The 18,861-nt window shown below is 41.8% G+C and carries 14 protein-coding genes; 2 read left to right on the top strand and 12 right to left on the bottom strand.

Annotated elements, in window-relative coordinates:
* Positions 1–318: 318 nt before the first annotated feature.
* From QM629_RS07235 to QM629_RS07205, 7 genes are all read right to left on the bottom strand, one after another.
* Entirely contained in the window at positions 319–1,341 is a 1,023-nt protein-coding gene (locus tag QM629_RS07235; protein ID WP_415158674.1) for a LacI family DNA-binding transcriptional regulator, read from the bottom strand.
* Between the two features lie 183 nt (positions 1,342–1,524).
* The gene (locus QM629_RS07230) at positions 1,525–2,706 is read right to left on the bottom strand and encodes an FtsX-like permease family protein (RefSeq protein WP_415158672.1); all 1,182 of its coding nucleotides are present in this window, start codon (positions 2,704–2,706) and stop codon (positions 1,525–1,527) included.
* 45 nt (positions 2,707–2,751) lie between these two features.
* Complete coding sequence (locus QM629_RS07225; RefSeq protein ID WP_415158670.1) at positions 2,752–3,399, bottom strand: ATP-binding cassette domain-containing protein; 648 nt, start codon at positions 3,397–3,399, stop codon at positions 2,752–2,754.
* Between the two features lie 164 nt (positions 3,400–3,563).
* Positions 3,564–4,208, bottom strand: coding sequence for a DUF4113 domain-containing protein (locus tag QM629_RS07220; protein WP_415158668.1), 645 nt, complete (start codon positions 4,206–4,208; stop codon positions 3,564–3,566).
* Positions 4,166–4,912 carry a hypothetical protein gene (locus QM629_RS07215; RefSeq protein WP_415158666.1) on the bottom strand — a complete coding sequence of 249 codons (747 nt, stop codon included), beginning with the start codon at positions 4,910–4,912 and terminating at the stop codon, positions 4,166–4,168. Before QM629_RS07215 ends, QM629_RS07220 begins: the two co-directional genes overlap by 43 nt.
* 39 nt (positions 4,913–4,951) lie before the next feature.
* Positions 4,952–5,605 (bottom strand): 2'-5' RNA ligase family protein, encoded by a 654-nt coding sequence (locus tag QM629_RS07210; protein ID WP_415158664.1) that lies wholly within the window; start codon positions 5,603–5,605, stop codon positions 4,952–4,954.
* Between the two features lie 388 nt (positions 5,606–5,993).
* Positions 5,994–6,593 carry a 2'-5' RNA ligase family protein gene (locus tag QM629_RS07205; protein WP_415158662.1) on the bottom strand — a complete coding sequence of 200 codons (600 nt, stop codon included), beginning with the start codon at positions 6,591–6,593 and terminating at the stop codon, positions 5,994–5,996.
* A gap of 104 nt (positions 6,594–6,697) precedes the next feature.
* Here QM629_RS07205 and QM629_RS07200 point away from each other — a divergent pair, with 104 nt between their 5' ends.
* Together QM629_RS07200 and QM629_RS07195 are read left to right on the top strand one after the other, a co-directional pair.
* The gene (locus tag QM629_RS07200; protein ID WP_415158660.1) at positions 6,698–7,198 is read left to right on the top strand and encodes a LexA family protein; all 501 of its coding nucleotides are present in this window, start codon (positions 6,698–6,700) and stop codon (positions 7,196–7,198) included.
* A gap of 445 nt (positions 7,199–7,643) precedes the next feature.
* The gene (locus QM629_RS07195) at positions 7,644–8,756 is read left to right on the top strand and encodes a PA0069 family radical SAM protein (RefSeq protein ID WP_415158658.1); all 1,113 of its coding nucleotides are present in this window, start codon (positions 7,644–7,646) and stop codon (positions 8,754–8,756) included.
* 363 nt (positions 8,757–9,119) lie between these two features.
* On the opposite strand, the gene QM629_RS07190 is transcribed toward QM629_RS07195, so the two are convergent.
* From QM629_RS07190 to QM629_RS07170, 5 genes are all read right to left on the bottom strand, one after another.
* Positions 9,120–10,769, bottom strand: coding sequence for a sodium:solute symporter family protein (locus QM629_RS07190; RefSeq protein WP_415158656.1), 1,650 nt, complete (start codon positions 10,767–10,769; stop codon positions 9,120–9,122).
* A 15-nt stretch (positions 10,770–10,784) separates the two neighbouring features.
* Positions 10,785–13,358, bottom strand: a complete 2,574-nt coding sequence (locus QM629_RS07185) for a glycerophosphoryl diester phosphodiesterase (RefSeq protein WP_415158654.1) — start codon at positions 13,356–13,358, stop codon at positions 10,785–10,787.
* A gap of 202 nt (positions 13,359–13,560) precedes the next feature.
* Positions 13,561–15,840 (bottom strand): FAD-dependent oxidoreductase, encoded by a 2,280-nt coding sequence (locus QM629_RS07180; protein ID WP_415158652.1) that lies wholly within the window; start codon positions 15,838–15,840, stop codon positions 13,561–13,563.
* Between the two features lie 33 nt (positions 15,841–15,873).
* Positions 15,874–17,859: a glycoside hydrolase family 2 protein gene (locus QM629_RS07175; RefSeq protein ID WP_415158650.1), complete on the bottom strand. Its 1,986-nt coding sequence runs from the start codon at positions 17,857–17,859 to the stop codon at positions 15,874–15,876.
* Positions 17,860–17,862: 3 nt separating this feature from the next.
* On the bottom strand, positions 17,863–18,666 hold the full coding sequence (locus QM629_RS07170) for a sialate O-acetylesterase (protein WP_415158648.1): 804 nt from the start codon (positions 18,664–18,666) through the stop codon (positions 17,863–17,865).
* Positions 18,667–18,861 lie beyond the last annotated feature (195 nt).

The raw sequence follows: 18,861 nt of genomic DNA, 5'->3' as shown, positions 1-18,861 counted from the left end.
AGGAAAAAAACATGATTTTTTGCATGTTTTATGAGTTTCAGGGCGTCGGAAGTCCTCTCCTTTGGAGAGGATTTAGGTGAGGTCTATCTGCAGGCTTTAAACATATCGCTTATCCCGAACTCACGTTATATTAAATAATTATATATCCATATCGTTTAGTGAAGGCTTTATTTTTAAAATTCAATAATCATTTTGCAGACGTTTATAATTGATTATTGAATACTGAGTGTTTTTCTTAGCTAAACGACATTGAATTATATTTTATCAGTCAAAGCCCCAGGCCGGCAGGCATTATTTTATATTAATTCAAATAACTTCTTAATCTTGTGCTGTATGAATTACAAGGTCTCCGTGAATAAGCACATTATGGTATGGCTGCACGCCAGCATTGTTCATTAATTCAATGAGTATTTCAGCTGCTGTTGCACCTTGCTTGTAGGGGTATTGTTCAACAGATGCAAAAGGCGGGTCTTGTAAAAATGAGGTGATAGGAATATTGGCGTAACTCACAAATGTTATGTCTTTATTTAAAGCAAGGTTCAGTTTTTTTGCATGGCGAATGCCATCCAGCGCTATATAATCGTTGATGGCAACCACCGCAGTAGGCCTGGGTTTTAAGGCAAGCATTTTTTCCACTGCCCTGGCCGTAGATTCAGGCGAAAGGTCGGTTGATTCCACAAGGCTCATATCAATCTTTATCCTGTTCTTGATCATTACCTTTTTGTACGCCTCTGTGCGTTCCTTTGATGATATCATTTCTTCAGGCCCGTTTAGAATGCCAATGCGGCGGTGGCCTTTCTTAATCAAAAATTCCAGCATTTGTTTAGTGCCTTTCACCATATCGAATGCCACCTTATGCACGTTGGCCAACGATGGCACCCGGTCGAAAAAAACAACCGGTATATTATATTTTTCCAGCGCGGTAAAATGATCGTAGTTCTTTGTTTGCTTGCTTAAGCTTACGATCAGGCCATCTACGTGCTGGTCTTTCATCGCCCTGATGATCTCCTTTTCCATTTCCACATCATCGTGCGACTGGCCAATGAAAACATGGTAATTATTTTTCCTGGCCACATCTTCAATACCGCTGATGGCTTTTGAAAAAAACTCTTCAATTAAACTGGGCAGCACCACGCCAATGGCAAAGGTTTTTCTTTGTTTGAAGAAAATAGCGATCTTATTAGGTTCATACCCTAATTCATCTGCCAGTTGCTGCACCCGCATTTTGGTACGCAGCCCAATGCTTGGATGATCGTGCAAAGCCCGCGATACGGTGGATACAGATATATTAAGCCTTTTGGCAATTTCCTTAATGGTGGGTAGTTTATTCTCTTCAGCCATACGCTCAATAATACTTCAAATCTACAAATTGCTTTACTGCGAAATAAAAATAAATATTGAATGCAAAAACAGGAAACCGTTGCTGCCATGAAAATATGCGGTTGACGGTAATGCGACGCAACCGTGCTGCCATTATTTAGCCTGCCGGCAGCATAAAAAAATATTTATACGCAGTATAAAAAATCAGTTGTTATAATGAATGTACTTTTTTATGGCGCGGTTGTTTACATAACCAATAAGTAATAAGATTATGAATGCTGCAACAATTGTGTAAACAGACAGGTACGGGCTGATGAAAATGTTTTGCGGCATCAAGGTTTTTTGCAGCATGAACTGCAGCGCGGCAACTATTACAAGCGTAATAATAACTGTAATGATATTGGCCGGAAGAAATTGCCGGCGCAGGAAACGTTGCAGTTGTTTGGGCGCCGCGCCGAGCGTTACCAGCAAATAAATTTCTTCACGCGCCGATGCGATGGATAATTGTATGAACAAGGTGAGCACAATTAAGGCAAACAAAAACATGAGGCCGCCCATTGCCCATGAAATGGCGACAACGGTTGTAATGATGCCGCGGTATTTTTCAAATCGTGTTTTTTCGGTGTTGGTGGAAAGGTTATGCGCTTTTAAATACGCCGCCAGTTGCGGGCTTGATGCATTGTTTGTTTGAATGATGACACGCGATGGCTGCTGGTTTGCATCTGTACCAAATTTTTTATTGGCCCAATTCATGAAAGGCTGCGGCACCAGCACAGACGAAATGCGGTCGCTGAAACCAACTACCTTGCCATAATAATTTACAACGCCGGTTGGTGTTTGTATGTTTATCTGAACGGGAAGGCTGGTAATTAAATCCTGGGAAAGCTGCGGCAAATGCTGGCTTTGCGCGAAACCGAAATTGTACATATCCAAAAACATGTTGGGAATGATCATGGGAATATAATTGCTGGTTTCATTCCATTGCCAGGCTGGCGTGTTTACATCGAGGAATTCATTGGGCACGCTTTCAAAAAAGAAATCACTGTAAAAAGGTATTTGTTTGCTGATGCTCTGCACGCCCACTTTGAAACGGCTGGGCGTAAGCGTTCCTATTTTCTCAACAAACGGCTGTTGTTTCAAATCATTTATTTCTGCATTGCTTAATGTGGCAGCGCCAATGTTTTTATCGGTAACCGTTTTGTTGATCACAAGAAAATCGGCAATACTGTCCTGGCTGGTTTTGCTATATAACAGTTGCTGATAATTTGCCTGTATCTGCACGGCAGATAATATAAGCAGCAGCGCAATAAACAAACCAGCAACGGCCATTGCGTTGCGGTTGCGGCCGCGGGTATGTATGAGTTTTTTTAAAAGTTGGTTAAGCATAAAACCTCACCCCCACCCCTCTCCTTTGGAGAGGGGCAAGAAAATTTATAAGTTCAACAATCGTGTATAATTAAAGTGATCATCATCTTCCAGGTCAGTCAATATAAAACCCGCATTGCGTTTTTTGCATTCTGCATCAATTAAAGCAGATGCTTTATCAATGTTGTTCTTATCCAGATGGCTGAAAGGCTCATCCATTATCAGCCAGTTAAAAGGCTGCATTAATGCACGGATAATGGCAATACGCTGCTGCTCCCCATAACTGCACATAACAGCTTTTTGATGCAATATATGTGCAATGCCAAGTTGTGCAGCCATCTCATCAATTACATGGCTTTCATATAAAGGCTGCTGCAATACGCGGTTAAGCTCGATGTTTTCACTCGCCGTAATATTGGGGAACAAACGCAGGTCCTGGAAAATGATGCTGATGTTTTGCTGGCGCAGTAAGGCAAGGTCATCTGCATTGAATGTTGCAAGATTTTTATCATCCAGTAACACATTGCCTTCATAGTCCCTGCGCAGCTTATACAGGATATGCACCAGCGTGGTTTTGCCCGTGCCGCTGGGCGCTTTAATCTTTATGTATTCAGCATTATTTAATTGCAATTGCTTATTCCACACGTCGGAATGCCGTTGCAGCAATTTATCTTTTAAAGGCGTTGGAATAATGCTTTGTAACTGCAGTTGCATGCAACAAATGTGTGCATTAAAATTCAACCGGCATACTAATCTTTATTTATTTTTTTTGACGGCCGGTTAATTAAAAGCTGACATACCCTTAACTGCACAGCAGGCAGGTTTACAGGCTGGCCTGACAACTTGTGAACCTCGTGAACTTGTGAACTTTTAAACTTCTAACGCACTTCGCATAATTCATTCCACCGGCTCGTATATCTTGGGCTGCGGAATTCCTGGCGCATCTTCCAGTTACGTTTTGTTCCGGATGCCGCAAATTTCAATATATCATCCCGCATACTAAAATTGATGTTGTCCATCATGCTCATAAGCATGCGGTTGTTGTTTTTTTCTTTCGGAATAAAAAAATCTCCCTGTACAGAAGTATCCTGTATAATGCCGCTTAGCATAACGCCTGCTTTTTTGTACAGTTTTCCTTCTTCAAAAATATGGTCAACGATTTTCATGGCGGCTTTTATTAATTCACTGGTAACGCAGGTGGGGTGCGGCAACACAATGCTGTGGCTTATGGCGAGCCCGTGTGAAAAATGGCTGCTGCCGGAACGCGGCATTTTCGGCACCACAAAAGCGCTTATCACAGAAGCTGCGCCATACTGGCGGCGCAGCTTTTCGGCGGCTCTTGATGTATAGGCAGCAACGGCTTCTTTAATGCTTCGTTTGTCTTTTACAGGTGCGCCAAACATGCGCGTGGTGGCAATCATTTTCTTCTGGTCCAGCGCTTCATCCATCACAATAAAAGGCTCACCTTTTAGCTCTTTTATCAAACGCAGGCCCACCACACCACCCAGGTTTTTTTTGCCCACGCTTCGGGCATTTGGGTTAAATGATAAGCATCATAAATACCAAAAGCTTTTAGCTTATCGGCATATTGCCTGCCAATACCCCAAACATCGCCAACAGGGGTTTTATGCAATGCTTTATTTACATCTTCCATTGTTTTTAGAACAGTAACACATTTCGTGGTTTCCTTATCCAACTTGGCAATATGATTGGCTACTTTGCTCAGGGTTTTCGTAGGCGCCACTCCCACCGATACTTTAATACCTGTCCATTGTTCAACGGTTTCGCGTATCTGCAATGCGGCAAAATCAAGCTTTTCAAAAGGCACTGCATCCATATTAATAAAAGCTTCATCTACAGAATACACTTCTACATGCTGCTCACCCATTATAATGCGCAGTGTTTCCATTACGCGCCAGCTCATATCGCCATATAAATTATAATTGGATGAGAATGTGGCGATGTTGTTTTTTTCAATTGTTTCTCTTGCCTTGAAATACGGGCCGGCCATTTCAATGCCAAAAGCTTTTGCTTCATCGCTGCGGCTAACAATACAACCATCATTGTTGCTTAGAACAACAACAGGCTTATCTGCCAGTTCAGGGCGAAAAACCCGTTCGGCGGAACAATAGAAGCTGTTACAATCAACTACAGCATACCCCCTCCGCCCCCTGAAGGGGGAACCGGTAACATCTTGCGGCTGTGATATTGTTTCTGTATGCAGCATTACATTTTTAATTTTATTAGAGACTTGCTTAACCCCCCTTTAGGGGATGGGGGCAAAAAGTTCTGCCTGTTTCACTTCATCCTTCACGCCTTCAAACGCAAACTTCTCCGCCAGCTTATAATATTCTCCTTCTTTTCTTTTTAACAGCAATGCATGATCTGCTATAAATCTTCCATGAAAGGTTGCATGCTGATATTCCGGCCAGCCTTTTTCATATTGCCAGGGCTGCAGCTTCCTGGCAATGGTTAAGTGCGGTTCAGTTATGAAATGTGGCTTATTGTCTTTATCCATTTTCATAAACTTTTGTGCCTGCTGACGCAATGTTTTTACAGCATTCATTATGGGCGCTTTGCTTACAATGTGTATATAAATGGTATGGGATGGAAAGCTGCCGAAATCTTTCAGCTCAACCTTGAATGGCGCTATAGTTCTTGCATTATTTCTTAAATGCTGCCTTATATGCATTTCGGTTGACTGAAATTGTTTGAACCGTACCAGTGTTATATGAGGCAAGCCTTTCCTTGCCTGCGCACAACAGTAGTCATTCGCAAATTTTTCCTTGATGGATTTAATATCGTTCCACAATGCTTCGTGCGGTTGCAGCACCAATAAATATTCCGCTGGCAATACATGCTTTTCTGCCCTTGCTTCAACCTCACTTAAATATTCCTGTATGATGAATGGATGTTTCATGCCCCTATCTCCGCCACGGCGTAGAATTTTTAATGATTGTTTTTTATTTCAGTTTTTTAAAAGGGAAAGGGTTGAAGTACTACAAAACGAAAAACCTATGGCATAAGATTTTAATGCTTTTTGACAACGTATTGGTTACTTTCTTTTGTCTTGATACAAAAGAAAGTAACCAAAGAAAAAATCAAGAAAAAAAGATATTCAGCACTTTTTTTCTTGCGCCGTGATTGAGCCGTTATGCAGCTGATTCTTCGGCTGTAATTCCTTGATGTTTAGGTGCAATAGCATAAAATTTCCTTCAAGCTCCTAAAACTTTTAGATGCTATTTTCATAACCAGCCTTGCCTTTGATCCTGCTAATCCTTTAATCCACCCAAATCCCGGTTCAGACATTAATTCAGCGCAGTGCCGAGCCTGAACACGCATACCTGTTTGCACGTATCATACTGATTTTGCCGCTTTAACAACACCAGTTCATCCACCATAAAACTGGCATTGAATGTTTTGCGCGAATAATCCATAATGGCTTTTTCATACACCTGTTGCTGCAGGCTTCGGGCAATGGATACATGCGGATGCGCAGGAATAATGGCGCGCGGGAAACCATTATCCTTTATATATTGATCAATCACCTGCAGCGATGCGGCAAGCAGCCTGAACGGTTCATGATCCTGCACCCGCGCATATACTGTTTTGGAGGAAGGGAAGCCGCTGTAATTATTGAGCATTACATTAAATCTTTTCCGGCTGCTGATTATTTTATGCAGCCATTTAATCAACGTTTGCTCCATATTTTCGGCCGCCAGAAAACCGGCCACCGTAATATGCGGCAAGGTTTTGCGGGCAAGGCTTACCTTATATGTTGCAGAAAAATCTTCCTTCTCCTGCTTCAGTTGCTCAAAAATTTCTTTGGCAGGATGCACCACTAAATGGTATTCATAAGACTGCGGGACAGCAGGGCTTACGGCAGAAAATACTAACCCTTTTTGCATATATACAAAGTTTAACAGTGAAAAAAATTATTTACTAACCAGGCGCTAAACTAATCAATTTAGTTTATTTTTACTAAAAATATTGGTAAATAAATTTTATATATATGGAAAGAGACGTATTGCAAAATAGCGCTTACCGCGGCACGAAAAGCTTTACACAGCATGATGTAAAAACCGCAAACGCCAATGGTTTTGCCGCCGCTGCCGATGATTATATGGAGCGCGGCATTGACCTGAATGAGCAGCTTATTTTAAACAAACCCGCCACCTTTTTCTTTCGGATGAATGGCGATGCCATGATGGAAGACGGCATCTTCAGCGGCGATGTTTTAATTGTTGACCGCAGCATAAAACCATCCAGTGGAAAACTGATCGTTGCCATACTTGACGGCGAATTGCTGGTACGCAGAATGCAGCGCAATGCAGCTTATGTGGAACTGTTATGCGCCAATAAACGAATGCGCAGCATACAGGTACACAATTTTGATAGCCGCAGCCATGTGTGGGGCGTTGTAACCTGCGTAATCCACGTGCTTGAGTGCAGTTTGTTCAGCCCTCAACCCCCACCCCCTCGCCACAGAGTGGAGAGGGGGTGCCCAATTTAGAAGGATACTGATATAATGATAGAGCGGCAACCTGAATACTTTGAGTTGCTGCATTTAAGCAGGCTGTCTGAACCTGGATTTATCTGATTAAAGGATCAACCTGATTGTTTAATTCAAAATTGTTGATAAAATCAGGCATCATAATATTTAAGAAGCTTAAATAAACATACGTTGTTGCACCTGATGATCAAGGCTCAACAGCCGAAGAATCAGCAGCACAAAGCTTAATCAAGACGAATGGGCAAATGTGCTGAAACCGACGAAGGAGGTTCGCGAAGACAATAGAAAAACAAATATGATACTGAGCAATATCATTCGTCCTTGAACTTTTCCTGCCCGGCTGAAATCGGTCAGGCGGGGGTTCTTTTCTTTCAAGAGAAAAGAACAGACAAAAAGAATGCGAAGCATTCAAAAAATAAAAATAACAAGATCAAAAATATTGTCTGTGAAAAACATAACACATAACCCCAATGCAAAACCACGCCCAAAAGGCCATGATGAAACAACAACGTATCATTCTGGTCGCGGCGCCCAATTCAATACAAAAAATAAATTTTTAATAAATGAAGTCTCTAAGGAACATGTGGAAGCTATAGATGATTGGGAAGAAAAAACATTGCCGACCATTTATTTGGAACAGGAAGTAAAAACGATTGTAAATAAAGTGGAAAGCCCAGATGTGGGCATGAGCTACAGTATGAACCCTTATGCAGGCTGCGAGCATGGCTGCATTTATTGTTATGCCCGCAATGTGCATGAATACTGGGGTTACAGCGCGGGTATGGACTTTGAGCAAAAGATCATCGTGAAGAAAAATGCGCCGCAGTTGCTGCGTAAATTTTTATTGCACCCAAAGTGGGATGCCACGCCTATCATGTTAAGCGGCAATACGGATTGTTACCAGCCGGCAGAACAAAAATACCGTTTAACCCGCGGGCTGCTGGAAGTATGCAACGAATTTAACCAGCCGGTGGGTATTCTCACCAAAAATTCATGGATATTAAAAGATAAAGATGTGCTGGCTGAAATGGGCAGGAAGAACATTGTATCGGCCATGGTTTCCATTACATCATTCAATGAAGATTTACGGCGGGTGATGGAACCACGCACTACAACTGCCAGACAAAAATTAAGGGTGATCAATGAATTAAGCAGCGCCGGTGTGCGCATGGGCATTATGATGGGGCCGATGATTCCTGGCTTGAATGAACATGAGATGCAGCGCATCATGAAAGCGGCAAGGGACAATGGCGCTACGTTTACGGCTTACACGTTTATCCGTTTGAATGGCGCTATCAAATTTTTGTTTCATGACTGGCTGTATAAAAATTTTCCGGAGCGCGCAGATAAGGTTTGGCACCTGATTGAAAAAAGCCATGATGGCCAGGTGAATGATACACGCTGGGGTGTGCGCATGCGCGGTGAAGGTCCGATTGCACAACTGGTAGCCCAGCAATACCGCAAATATGGAAAGATATATGGCATGAACGCAGAAGACTGGAGTTTGAACCAAAGTTTGTTTAAGCGGCCGGGAGAGAAGCAGGGAAGGCTGTTTTGAAAACAAAATTTGCAGTACGATCGTTCCTGCGAAGCTTATTGCTAAGGTGCAAACAAGTTTTGTAACAATTCTTCAAAACCGGTATCGCAATTAAAAGCCGGGACAAAAAATGTAGCCGTTCTGCCATATTGCGGTTTTGTTTTCCTGATCCTGGGTTGTTCAGGCTTATTTTAACCATATCAGAAATATAGTAATTACTTAGAAAAATGTATTCAATATTAAGTGAAGCACAAAGCAAATCATAGTATTTTCATTTTCGATGAAAAATCTTTGTGCCGCTCTTGTCCTTGTCTATGCTGTATCTGTGTGGTTTATTTCAAAAGTCTGAACAAAGTTCTCTATTTTTTAAACTGTTTGCCATTATCAGTTGGTGCTGCTTAGCCGCCATACAGGAAAAGCTGTTATCAGGATAATAATACCTACAATAAATGCTGTTTTTCCTTCCTGTGCAAAGGCACCCAGCAGGGCAATCCCGCTGCCAACAATAGCTATGGCTGCGGCAATCACTCTTATACCAAAATTATTTTGTGTACGGGCATCGGTTTCCTGTGCAGCGGTATGCCGTGGCATATATGCAAAAACATCAGCCAGGGCAGATACTTTATTATTGATGGCATAATATATTTCCCATAATAACAAAACGAGAACCGGTATCCCGACACCCAGTGTGGTTTCCCAAAAACGGTCAACTTTAAATCCCAATAATTCAACACTAAAAAGTTTTAATACCAAACTGATAATTAAACCTGCCAGTGAGGCTGTAACAACGGATATGGCTGTTTGCCGTTTGGAATATAACGTCCATATAATGGGGGCAAACAAAGCGCCGCCTGCTATAGATGCTGTGCTTAAAACCATTTCAACAATACCGCCGATAAGCGGCACCAGCATGGCTATCACAACGGTAATTACGCCAAAGGCCACAGTAAAAACCCTTGCAGCAAATATTAATTCTTTTTCAGTGGCAGCAGGGCGTATCATTTTTTTATAAACATCATGCGCAAATACAATCGCCATCATATTTATAGTAGTGTTTGCCTTGCTGGCGCTGGCCGATATCATTCCTGATAAAACAAGCCCTATCAACCCGGCCGGTAAAACCTGCTGGCATATCATCATATAAGCGCCTTCGGGCTGCAGGCCTGTTAAGTTTGGATTAATAACGCGATATAACATGGGCGGTAACATCCATATAAACGGGCTTATAAAATAAAGCAACGTGAAAAGCCACGCTACTTTCTTTGAATTTCTTTCATTTGATACACTTGTATAGCGCTGTACATAAGCCCAGTTACCGCCAATATACACCGTTTGATAAGCGAGAAAGGCGAGGAAGAACCCAAAGGAGTACTCCGAATTAAAGAATTTAAAAAAATCACCGGGCGCTTTATTAATAAAAGTTGATGCACCACCCACTTCTTTAAAGGCCATTGGTATCACGATCATAACAGCCGCCGTAAGAATTACAAACTGCACTACATCTGTCACCAGCACGGCCCATAACCCACCCGCTGACGTATAAAGAATAATGATAACACTGATGATGAGGATGCTTGCATTTAAAGATAAGCCTGTAGCTACATTCACCATTTTACCAACAGGGTATAACACTGATGCCGTTGTGAACAAACCATGCAGCATAATAAGCACGGTATAAAACTGCAGGGTTTTTTTGCCAAGCCTTTTACCAATATATTCAGCAGCAGTTACAGCGCCTGTTCTTTTCCATTTGGCGGCAACAAACAACGCCACCAGCATACCGCCAAATACCATTGTTAGCTGAATGCCGTTGGCAACAAAGCCGCTTTTATAGGCAATGGAACCCCACACGACAAATGTGCCTGCAGAAAAATAACTGATGAATAAAGAAATACTGTTTATCCACCACGGTGTCGAGCCGCCGGCTTCAAAAAAAGCAGCAGAGTTTTTACTCCCCACTTTTGTGAACATCATGCCGATGCCCAATATCAATAAGGCAAAAACAGCCATTACTATAATATCAAGATTGCTCATGTATTCTTCTGTTGTTTATTGAAGCTGAAATACCCGTAAACCATAAGGCTTAAGCGTTACCTGTTTGCTGTTGCTGAAATTTTCTTTCGATTTTGAAATGAGATCAGATACTGCTTTATCAGCAAAAGGAATTTCTTTTTTCAGCATATCTTCATTTATACTGATATCCGCTGTTGTTGGTTCACCTGTATCATTCATTAAAATAAGAAACAGGCTTTTGTTATCTGTGCCTTTGGCAACAATATATTCTACATCAGGATTATCGCATGTTATAAGCCCGGTACGGTTTATAAGCATGGCGGAATGGCCATAAATTTTTCCAGGCGCAAAACCATACGATTCATGCGGGCCAACTTTTGGCGTTACAAACCCCCTTGGAAAAACAATATTATCATTGGAACGCATTTGCGCTTCTGATAAAAGATAATCGGTTATCCACCCTATCTGCCACCAGGCATGATGCGGGTAAGGGCCGGCGCCTTTATTCATTGTTGCCCAGTAATATGATGCAACGCTGGTGGCACTGTCAACAAACGCATATCTTCCTATGGCCGCAGCCCTTGTCATTTCAATAAACAGGCTGTCTTTTGTCAATTCAAACATGCGCACAAACATACCGGCATGGCTGCACAGCATAATGGGCCCTGCGCCATTGGCAGAACCCAATATGCCGCCATGTTCAAAGCTTAAACCTGACTGAGATATCTGCCAGTCTTTTCCCGGAAAACCATTCACTATCTTATCTTTTTCATTTGCCACCGGGTGTGTGTAAATGGAATTGAGATAAATCCTCGCGGCTTTTATGGCCGCTTCTTTATATTGATTGTTTTTCGTTATATCAAACAGATCCATGTAAGCCTGTGCGGTTTGCCCGGTGGCAAAATCAGGGGCATAACGGGCATCGCCACATACACCAATGAAACAACCTTTGTCAACACCATTGCTTGCATACCAGTTGGCGCCTTTTACAGCAGCATCCAGATATTTTTTATCTTTTAAAATACGATAGGCAACGAGCAGGCCGTAGAAAGTTGGGCGGAGATCTTTCAAATCAGTAAACATTGGCTCATGCGTGAACTTGTCATACGCTACTTCCCAGCTACCATCCGGCTTTTGCCATTTAAGCAAAAGGTCTGCACCCAGCCTGAGTTTTTCTTTTAATGCTGTATTATCCGGTTCAAATAAAAGTATGTTGCCCATGTCGAGCATAATGTAATAGGTAAGGCTTATGGGCTCCACAAACTCGCCCCACTCTTCTGTAAAATGTTTGCTGTTGGCAAGATAATACTGGCCAATGGCAGCGCCTTTAAAAAAGCCGGTATCTGCCTGTTGCGCCAGTTTGAAGTTTAAAGCATAAGGCAATACACTATCCAATAAAAACCTGTCATTGGTTGTATGCGCCAGCATCCACATAGCTCCGTAATCAGAGTTTTTAATGGCATCTTTGTTTGAACCTACAACACCGCCGAGATAAGACTGGCCGCCAATTTTAAGCCCTTTATATTCTTCAATATTCCAGAGTGAGGTCTTTTGATCTTTCACATATTCGTGCATGTGTTCAACCCTGCTTACCAACGATTGTTTATTATGCCTTAATGCAAGCGTTTTATTAAAATCATACACATCATTCACAATATGCGTAAGCAAATTGTACCATTCTTTATTGCTGAAACTATACCGGAATGTATAACCAATGGTATCGTTTGCAGAAAGCTGCGAATGTGGTTCGCCCAGCACCGGATAATATACAGTTGGAGAAAGCATGGCTTTCCTGTTCATGTGCGACAAGCCCACAAACCAGTTTGAATGCGTGTTCTTATCATATTCCCACGGATCACGGGCAAGGCCGGGTTGAGGCGCCACGCAAAAAGATATATTTTGTTTTGTACTGATGATAGGGCATAAAGAACCGGCGCAGCGTTCGCGATAAACAAACGGTAAAGCAGGTATGCCCTGCCCGTAACCGTAACTTAACACGCCATTCTTTTCAAACGCCCTGCCCTGGAAATATCCCGGCATGGTTGCCCAGGTAATATCTTTTGCATCAACCGTTATAACAGAAGGACTGGCAAGCGAATAATAACCATTTTGTTTGCATTGCAGTTTTTGCTGAACGATGATGTCGCCACTGTAATTTTCATCTATGCGCCATATTGTTGTAATGGTAGCAACTGGTGTTTCGCTGGTAAATATTATGCTGTTGTTTGTTTGTGTGGCAGATGAAGGATAAAAATAATACGCCTTGCCTGCTGTATTTAAATCAACGGGGGAAGTAGCCTGTTTCCAGCGGGCAATCTGGTAGTGATAAAGTGTATCAGGCCATGCTTTGCCGTTTATATCTTTGAAAACAGTATCGGGTTGTGAAGGTGGTTTTTGTTCATCGTATAACAAGGTATATTCACCGGAAGGATGTTGCAGATCAACCCATCTGTCATCTTTAAAAAAACCAAGCTTGCTCAATACCCAGCCATTGGCTGATTTATTCCATTCAACACGGATTTGTTTACCTGAAAGTGTAAGTTGATTTTGTGCAATCAATCTTATATTTAGAAACAACAGTGCAATAAAAACAGCTTTCTTCCTATACATATTCAATAAGTATTAATGTTTATAGTGTTGTGATGTTAGATTTCATAAAGAAGGATTGAACCGTCATTTCGACGATAGGAGAAATCTCTCACTAAACATGCAGGTTTAAATTCATGAGATGTCTCGTTACCTCGACATGACGATCTAAAAACATCATTCATTATTTACATTTTAAATAATACAACGCGTTAATGTTTATTTCTTATTCATAACATCTCACTTCAAAAACAGCAGCAGATGTGTTTGCTGAAGGATGATCACATTCTATCACAAGTTTTGAGGTGATAACAGCTTCATCAAATATTATTTCATTCCGGCTTTGATGATTATCTTTTTTATTATACACAAGATTCATCTTATCATCATACAACCTGTAATTGCTCACACAAAAAGGCATTACATTTTCAGGATGCGTCATCAATACAGATTCCATCGGGTGATCAAAATCCGTATCAAATGCCAGCACGATTTTTTTTATTTTTTTGACTGATGACCATTGCAATGTTAATGTTGGTTGTGCATCATTAAAATCTGCTACCCAGGCGTTGGGTGCATTTACCGGCCTGCTGATGCCGTTGCGTATATTTTCAACACCAAATGCCGGCAAAGGCCTGCCCAATTTAAACGAAAGATTATGGCCCTGCGGTCTTCTTTGAGGGCACCAGAATTCAAAACTATCCATGCCTATAAAATCAGGCGGCTCCTGTTTGCCATAATTTGAAACATCAGGATTAATGGTATTAAACACCGTTAAAATGCCGGTAATACGTTTATAGGAGCGGGATAGTTTTACAGCAGGATTTTTATGCAGCATTACAAACAAATATTGCGCTTCTGTTATTTTATAATTGCTTTGCAGTTGCACACAATTCTTTCCTTCTTTTAACAGTATTTCAAATGAACCGACAGATATATCGGGTGTAAAACTTCCTGTTCTTGAACATAATCTTAATTCGGCTTTTAATGTTGTTGCCTCATTAGTGTATGCATGAAAACTGACAATGGGAACATCACCTTTATCAACAGGCAGCATTTGAGCAACGCTTAAATCAAGGTTTTGCAGCAAATGTGTTTCTTCAATTTCCTGAAGCTGCAATTCACTGCTGGCGCTTATTTCAGCCTGCTTAACAAGATCGTCGTTATCATTTAATTGAATGCCGGGTATATGCTGGCCGGCTTTTAATAAACATTGCTGCAGTTCATGTATATGCCCTTTATTAAAAATGTCAGCAGGCAGGCTGTTATATTTTTTGCATAGCACGGCTGCCATTGCCGAAGCCTGCGATACATAAGCACTTGTAGCCATCACCCTTGAGGAACCAAATGCCACATGGGATGCACTTATAATTCTGCCGGCCAAAAAAAGATTTTTTATATTCCTTGAATATAAACAGCGGTAAGGTATCTGGTAAACGCCTTTGCTATGCCATTGATTGCAGCCCGGCTCACTTGAATAAATGCCGTCAGAAGGATGCAGGTCAATACTCCATCCGCCAAAAGCCACCGCATCTGTATGGGTGCGCTGCTCCACAATATCCTGTTGTTTTAAAATATAATCCCCTTCAAAGCGGCGGCTTTCTCTTTTGCCGGGGATCATGCCTACCCATTCAAGGGTGAGTGTTTCCGCATTAGGAAAATTACCTGAGTTTTTTATATAATCCCATACGCCGTAAACGATCTTCCATAACTCCCATTTTATTTTTTCGGTATCATGCACCGTATCCATCCTGCCGCCATATTCTATCCACCAGAGTTTGCAGCCATATTCATGCGAATTAAAGCTTCTGAATTTTGGAATCTTTGTTATATCATTCAAGGCAAATGAAGGCGCAACAAATTTTACCGGTTTGCCGGTATCTTTTGAATAGAAATACAAAGAATGGCCAAGCAGCTCCCCGTAATCTCCAGATGGCGCAAAGCGTTCGCCAAATTCATCCTGGCTTTCCGCACCCATACGAAATGCTGCACCCGAAAGAAAGCCCACCACACCATCGCCGGAAGCATCCATAAATAACGGCGCTTTTAACAAATATGCTTTCTGGTCCTGGCTGCAGTATGCACTGAGGCTTTCTATAATATCAGGTTGTTTTTTATTTAAACTATACACGGTGGTATTCAGCAGCAGGGTTATGTTAGGTTCGCTTACAACTTTATCCAGCAAAATAGCGTCGAGTATCAGCGGGTTGCCTTCGGGATTGCGGTATGTGTTTTCAACCAGTATCTCATCCACCACACCCCCTTCTCTTGCCCAGCGGTTATTATTGCCCATGTGTGATGTGGCGCCTAATATCCATAAACGTATTTCGCTGCTGGCATTGCCGCCAAGCACGCTTCTGTCCTGCACCAGCGCAACCTTCAAACCTTGCCTTGCGGCGGTAACTGCGGCGCATATACCTGATAAACCGCCGCCTGCAATAACAAGATCTGCCTGTATCTCAACCAACGGAAATGCCCTGCCTTCCAAACTTTCAGACTTTATCATTCAATTAGAGTTATGATAGCTTTTGTATGATTTTTATTGCAATGTTTTTTGCAGGATAACAAATCCTCCTGGTTTTATTAACTGCACATTGGCCTGCTGCGATGGTATATCAACATTGACCACTTCTTCTTCTCCGGGTTTTAGTGTTTTAATGTTATATGTTTTTCCATTGCATTGCAGTTGATAATTTCTTATCGTATAAGCAGGAAAATCTTTTCTTGCTGTAACCTTTATTGCATTGCCTGAAGATGTTTTAATTAACTCAACTGTTGCGGGCGCAAATTCTTCCTGCCATACAGGATAAATGCCTCTTGGCGTACGGTCAGGTTTAACCAAACCCCAGGGCCTGTAACCATTGGGATTGGTGCCGGGAAAGCGGCTGAAATAATCATTGAATGTCCATACAGATGCGCCAATCAAATAATCACATTTCCTGAAATCCTGCATGGCCTTTTTAAGCAATTCAATACGTTCGGCTTCGCTCTTTACGCCATCGGTCCGCCATCCGAATTCGCTTATAAAAACAGGTTTGTCGGGATATAATTTATGAATGCGTTGAAGCGCATTGAAGTGATCGCCATAAATATTAGCGCTTACAAAATCAACATACTGCGAAGCTTCCTCTTCAGGGTTGGTTATGGTTGGCCTGGCAACATACATGCTGGCAAAAGTTATCAGGCGGCTGCTGTCATACGATCTAACAAACTGTTTCATGTCTCTCACCCAGGCCTTGCCTTCTTCTGTTTGCGATTTGAATTCATTGCCTACACTGTAGGCAATCAGGCAGGGATGATTCCAGTCGCGTTCAATCATCTCTTTCATCTGCGATTGATATTTGCGGCGCATCATGGTATCGCTCATTTGCCTGGGCGTCATCTGCCAGTTGCCCGCTTCTTCTATTATCAATAAACCATGTTCATCAGCCCAATCTAACTGGTATTCTGTAACAGGATAATGATTGATGCGGGACAGTTCCATACCGCCGCTTTTAATAAGTGCAAGGTCTTTATCCAGCACTTCTTTAGGATCCATAGAACCGTAACCGGGATAATCGAGGGGCCGGTTACAACCGCCCATTTTTACAGGCTCGCCATTCAATAATAATTGCGTGCCTTTTACTTCAATCTTTCTTATGCCAAATCTTTTGCTGAGTGTGTCGGATGTTACAGCAACCTGCGCCGTATATAAGTTTGGCGCATCCTGGTTCCAAAGATTTACATCTTTTGCAGCAACAACACCCATTATGTCTGCTGTTGCTGTTTCGCCTGCGGCTACAGAAATATCTACCGGTTTAAACACAGCATCCAATATCTTATCATTATGCTTTATTAAAAGCTTTACAGGTATTTTTTGAGTTGATGATGAGGTGTTCTTAATAAACGCTTTAAGCCTGATGGTGGCATTGCCTTTTACCAAATCCGGTTCAGCAACAATCTTTATATTTTGTACATATACTTCCGGCCTTGTAATAAGATGCACCGGTCTTGTAATGCCACCATAATTAATCCACGGAAACCATTGCGCTGCATCAGGCTTTTCATCGCCATCGCTGGCTTTGGCGCCGGGAATGGTAGTAGTGTCCCATGCGTTATCCACTTCAATAGCCAATACATTGCTGTCTTTTTGTGCAGCCGTTATATCAAATTCAAATGGCGTATAACCACCTTCATGCTCGCCGATCATAGCGCCGTTCAACCATACCTTACATTTATAAAAAACTGCATCAAATTTTAAACAGGTTCTTTTTTGGGAGGATGCAACAGCAGTAAACTTTTTAAAATACCAGGCTTTACCTGTATAAAACAGATACCGCGGATCAACGGAAAAACAATGCGGCACGGTGACAACATCAAACGGAGATGCATTAAAACCGGCATCGTACCATTTTCTTTGCTCACCCACTTTAACCGGGTCTGTTGCAAATTTCCATTCGCCGTTCAGGCTATAATCATTCACCGGCTGGGCGTTTATTGATATTGACAAAAACACTGTAAAAATTATAGCGATATACCTGATCATAAATTATTTTTTTTCTGCTGATACAATTCTTTCCGCAACCGTTTTGCCGATCATATTTAGAGCCTGTTGATTATAATGTATCTGGTCTTTCATTAATCCCTTTTGTATAAACGAACCCGTTTCATCATAAACAAGCATTACATTTTTCACTTGTGCTGCAACATCACGCTGGCATGTACGCACTTCATCAAAGCCCTTTTTATCATGGTCTTTATAATATCCTGTTTGTATAATGTAAAACGGAGTATCATGGCCTAACTTTTTTCTGAATCTCAGGATAAGATTTTCCAAAGTGGATTTATATACTGCCGCTGTTAATTGTCCCGTATTTATAGCATTGGCATCTCTTTCACCCTGGCTCCATATAATACCTTTTAAAGGGATTCCTGTTTTGCGAATGGCGGCTTTGGTTTTAATGATGGCGCTGTCGAATAAAGGCAGGCGCCCTGTTGTATCCCAGGTGCCATAATCATCAAGCTCTGCTTTATAACTGCACGAACTGCCACCTCTTGCTGCCTGAGCAATAACCACTTTATCGCCTGTTTGTTTTGCGTAAGCATCTGCAAATGCAGGCCAGGCGCTGCCTGTACTGGCTTTTTGAAAATGCAATTCATTACAACCCACAGGATCTTTTAAAGGCTTTAATGAATTGGTGGTATAACAATATTCTGATGCAGTCGTGGTAACAGAAGCGCTGCTGTCGGCCATGCCTACGGCATTGCTTTGGCCTGCCACAAGAAATAAAGATTGTTGCGCCTGTAACACGTTTACAACAATCATAAAACATACAATGATCAAATATTTCATTCGGTATATTTTTTTTCAATGGTCTCATGCCCGGTTTCATTACTGCCATTCAGGATTTTGTTCCAGTAAAGTCAAATACCACCTGCAAAGCAGGTGGCTTAAAGAAGCAGCCCAAAGGGCTATATTCCAAGGTTCATCTGCGTAAAATCTTTTCCATCCCTTTCCTCTTTACGTTCTTCCTCTTCCTGATATTTT

It is taken from the genome of Parafilimonas sp., assembly GCF_047606085.1.
GTDB lineage: Bacteria > Bacteroidota > Bacteroidia > Chitinophagales > Chitinophagaceae > Parafilimonas.
The sequence above is the reverse complement of the archived record's forward strand: the minus strand, read 5'-3'. Positions and strand labels throughout refer to the sequence as shown.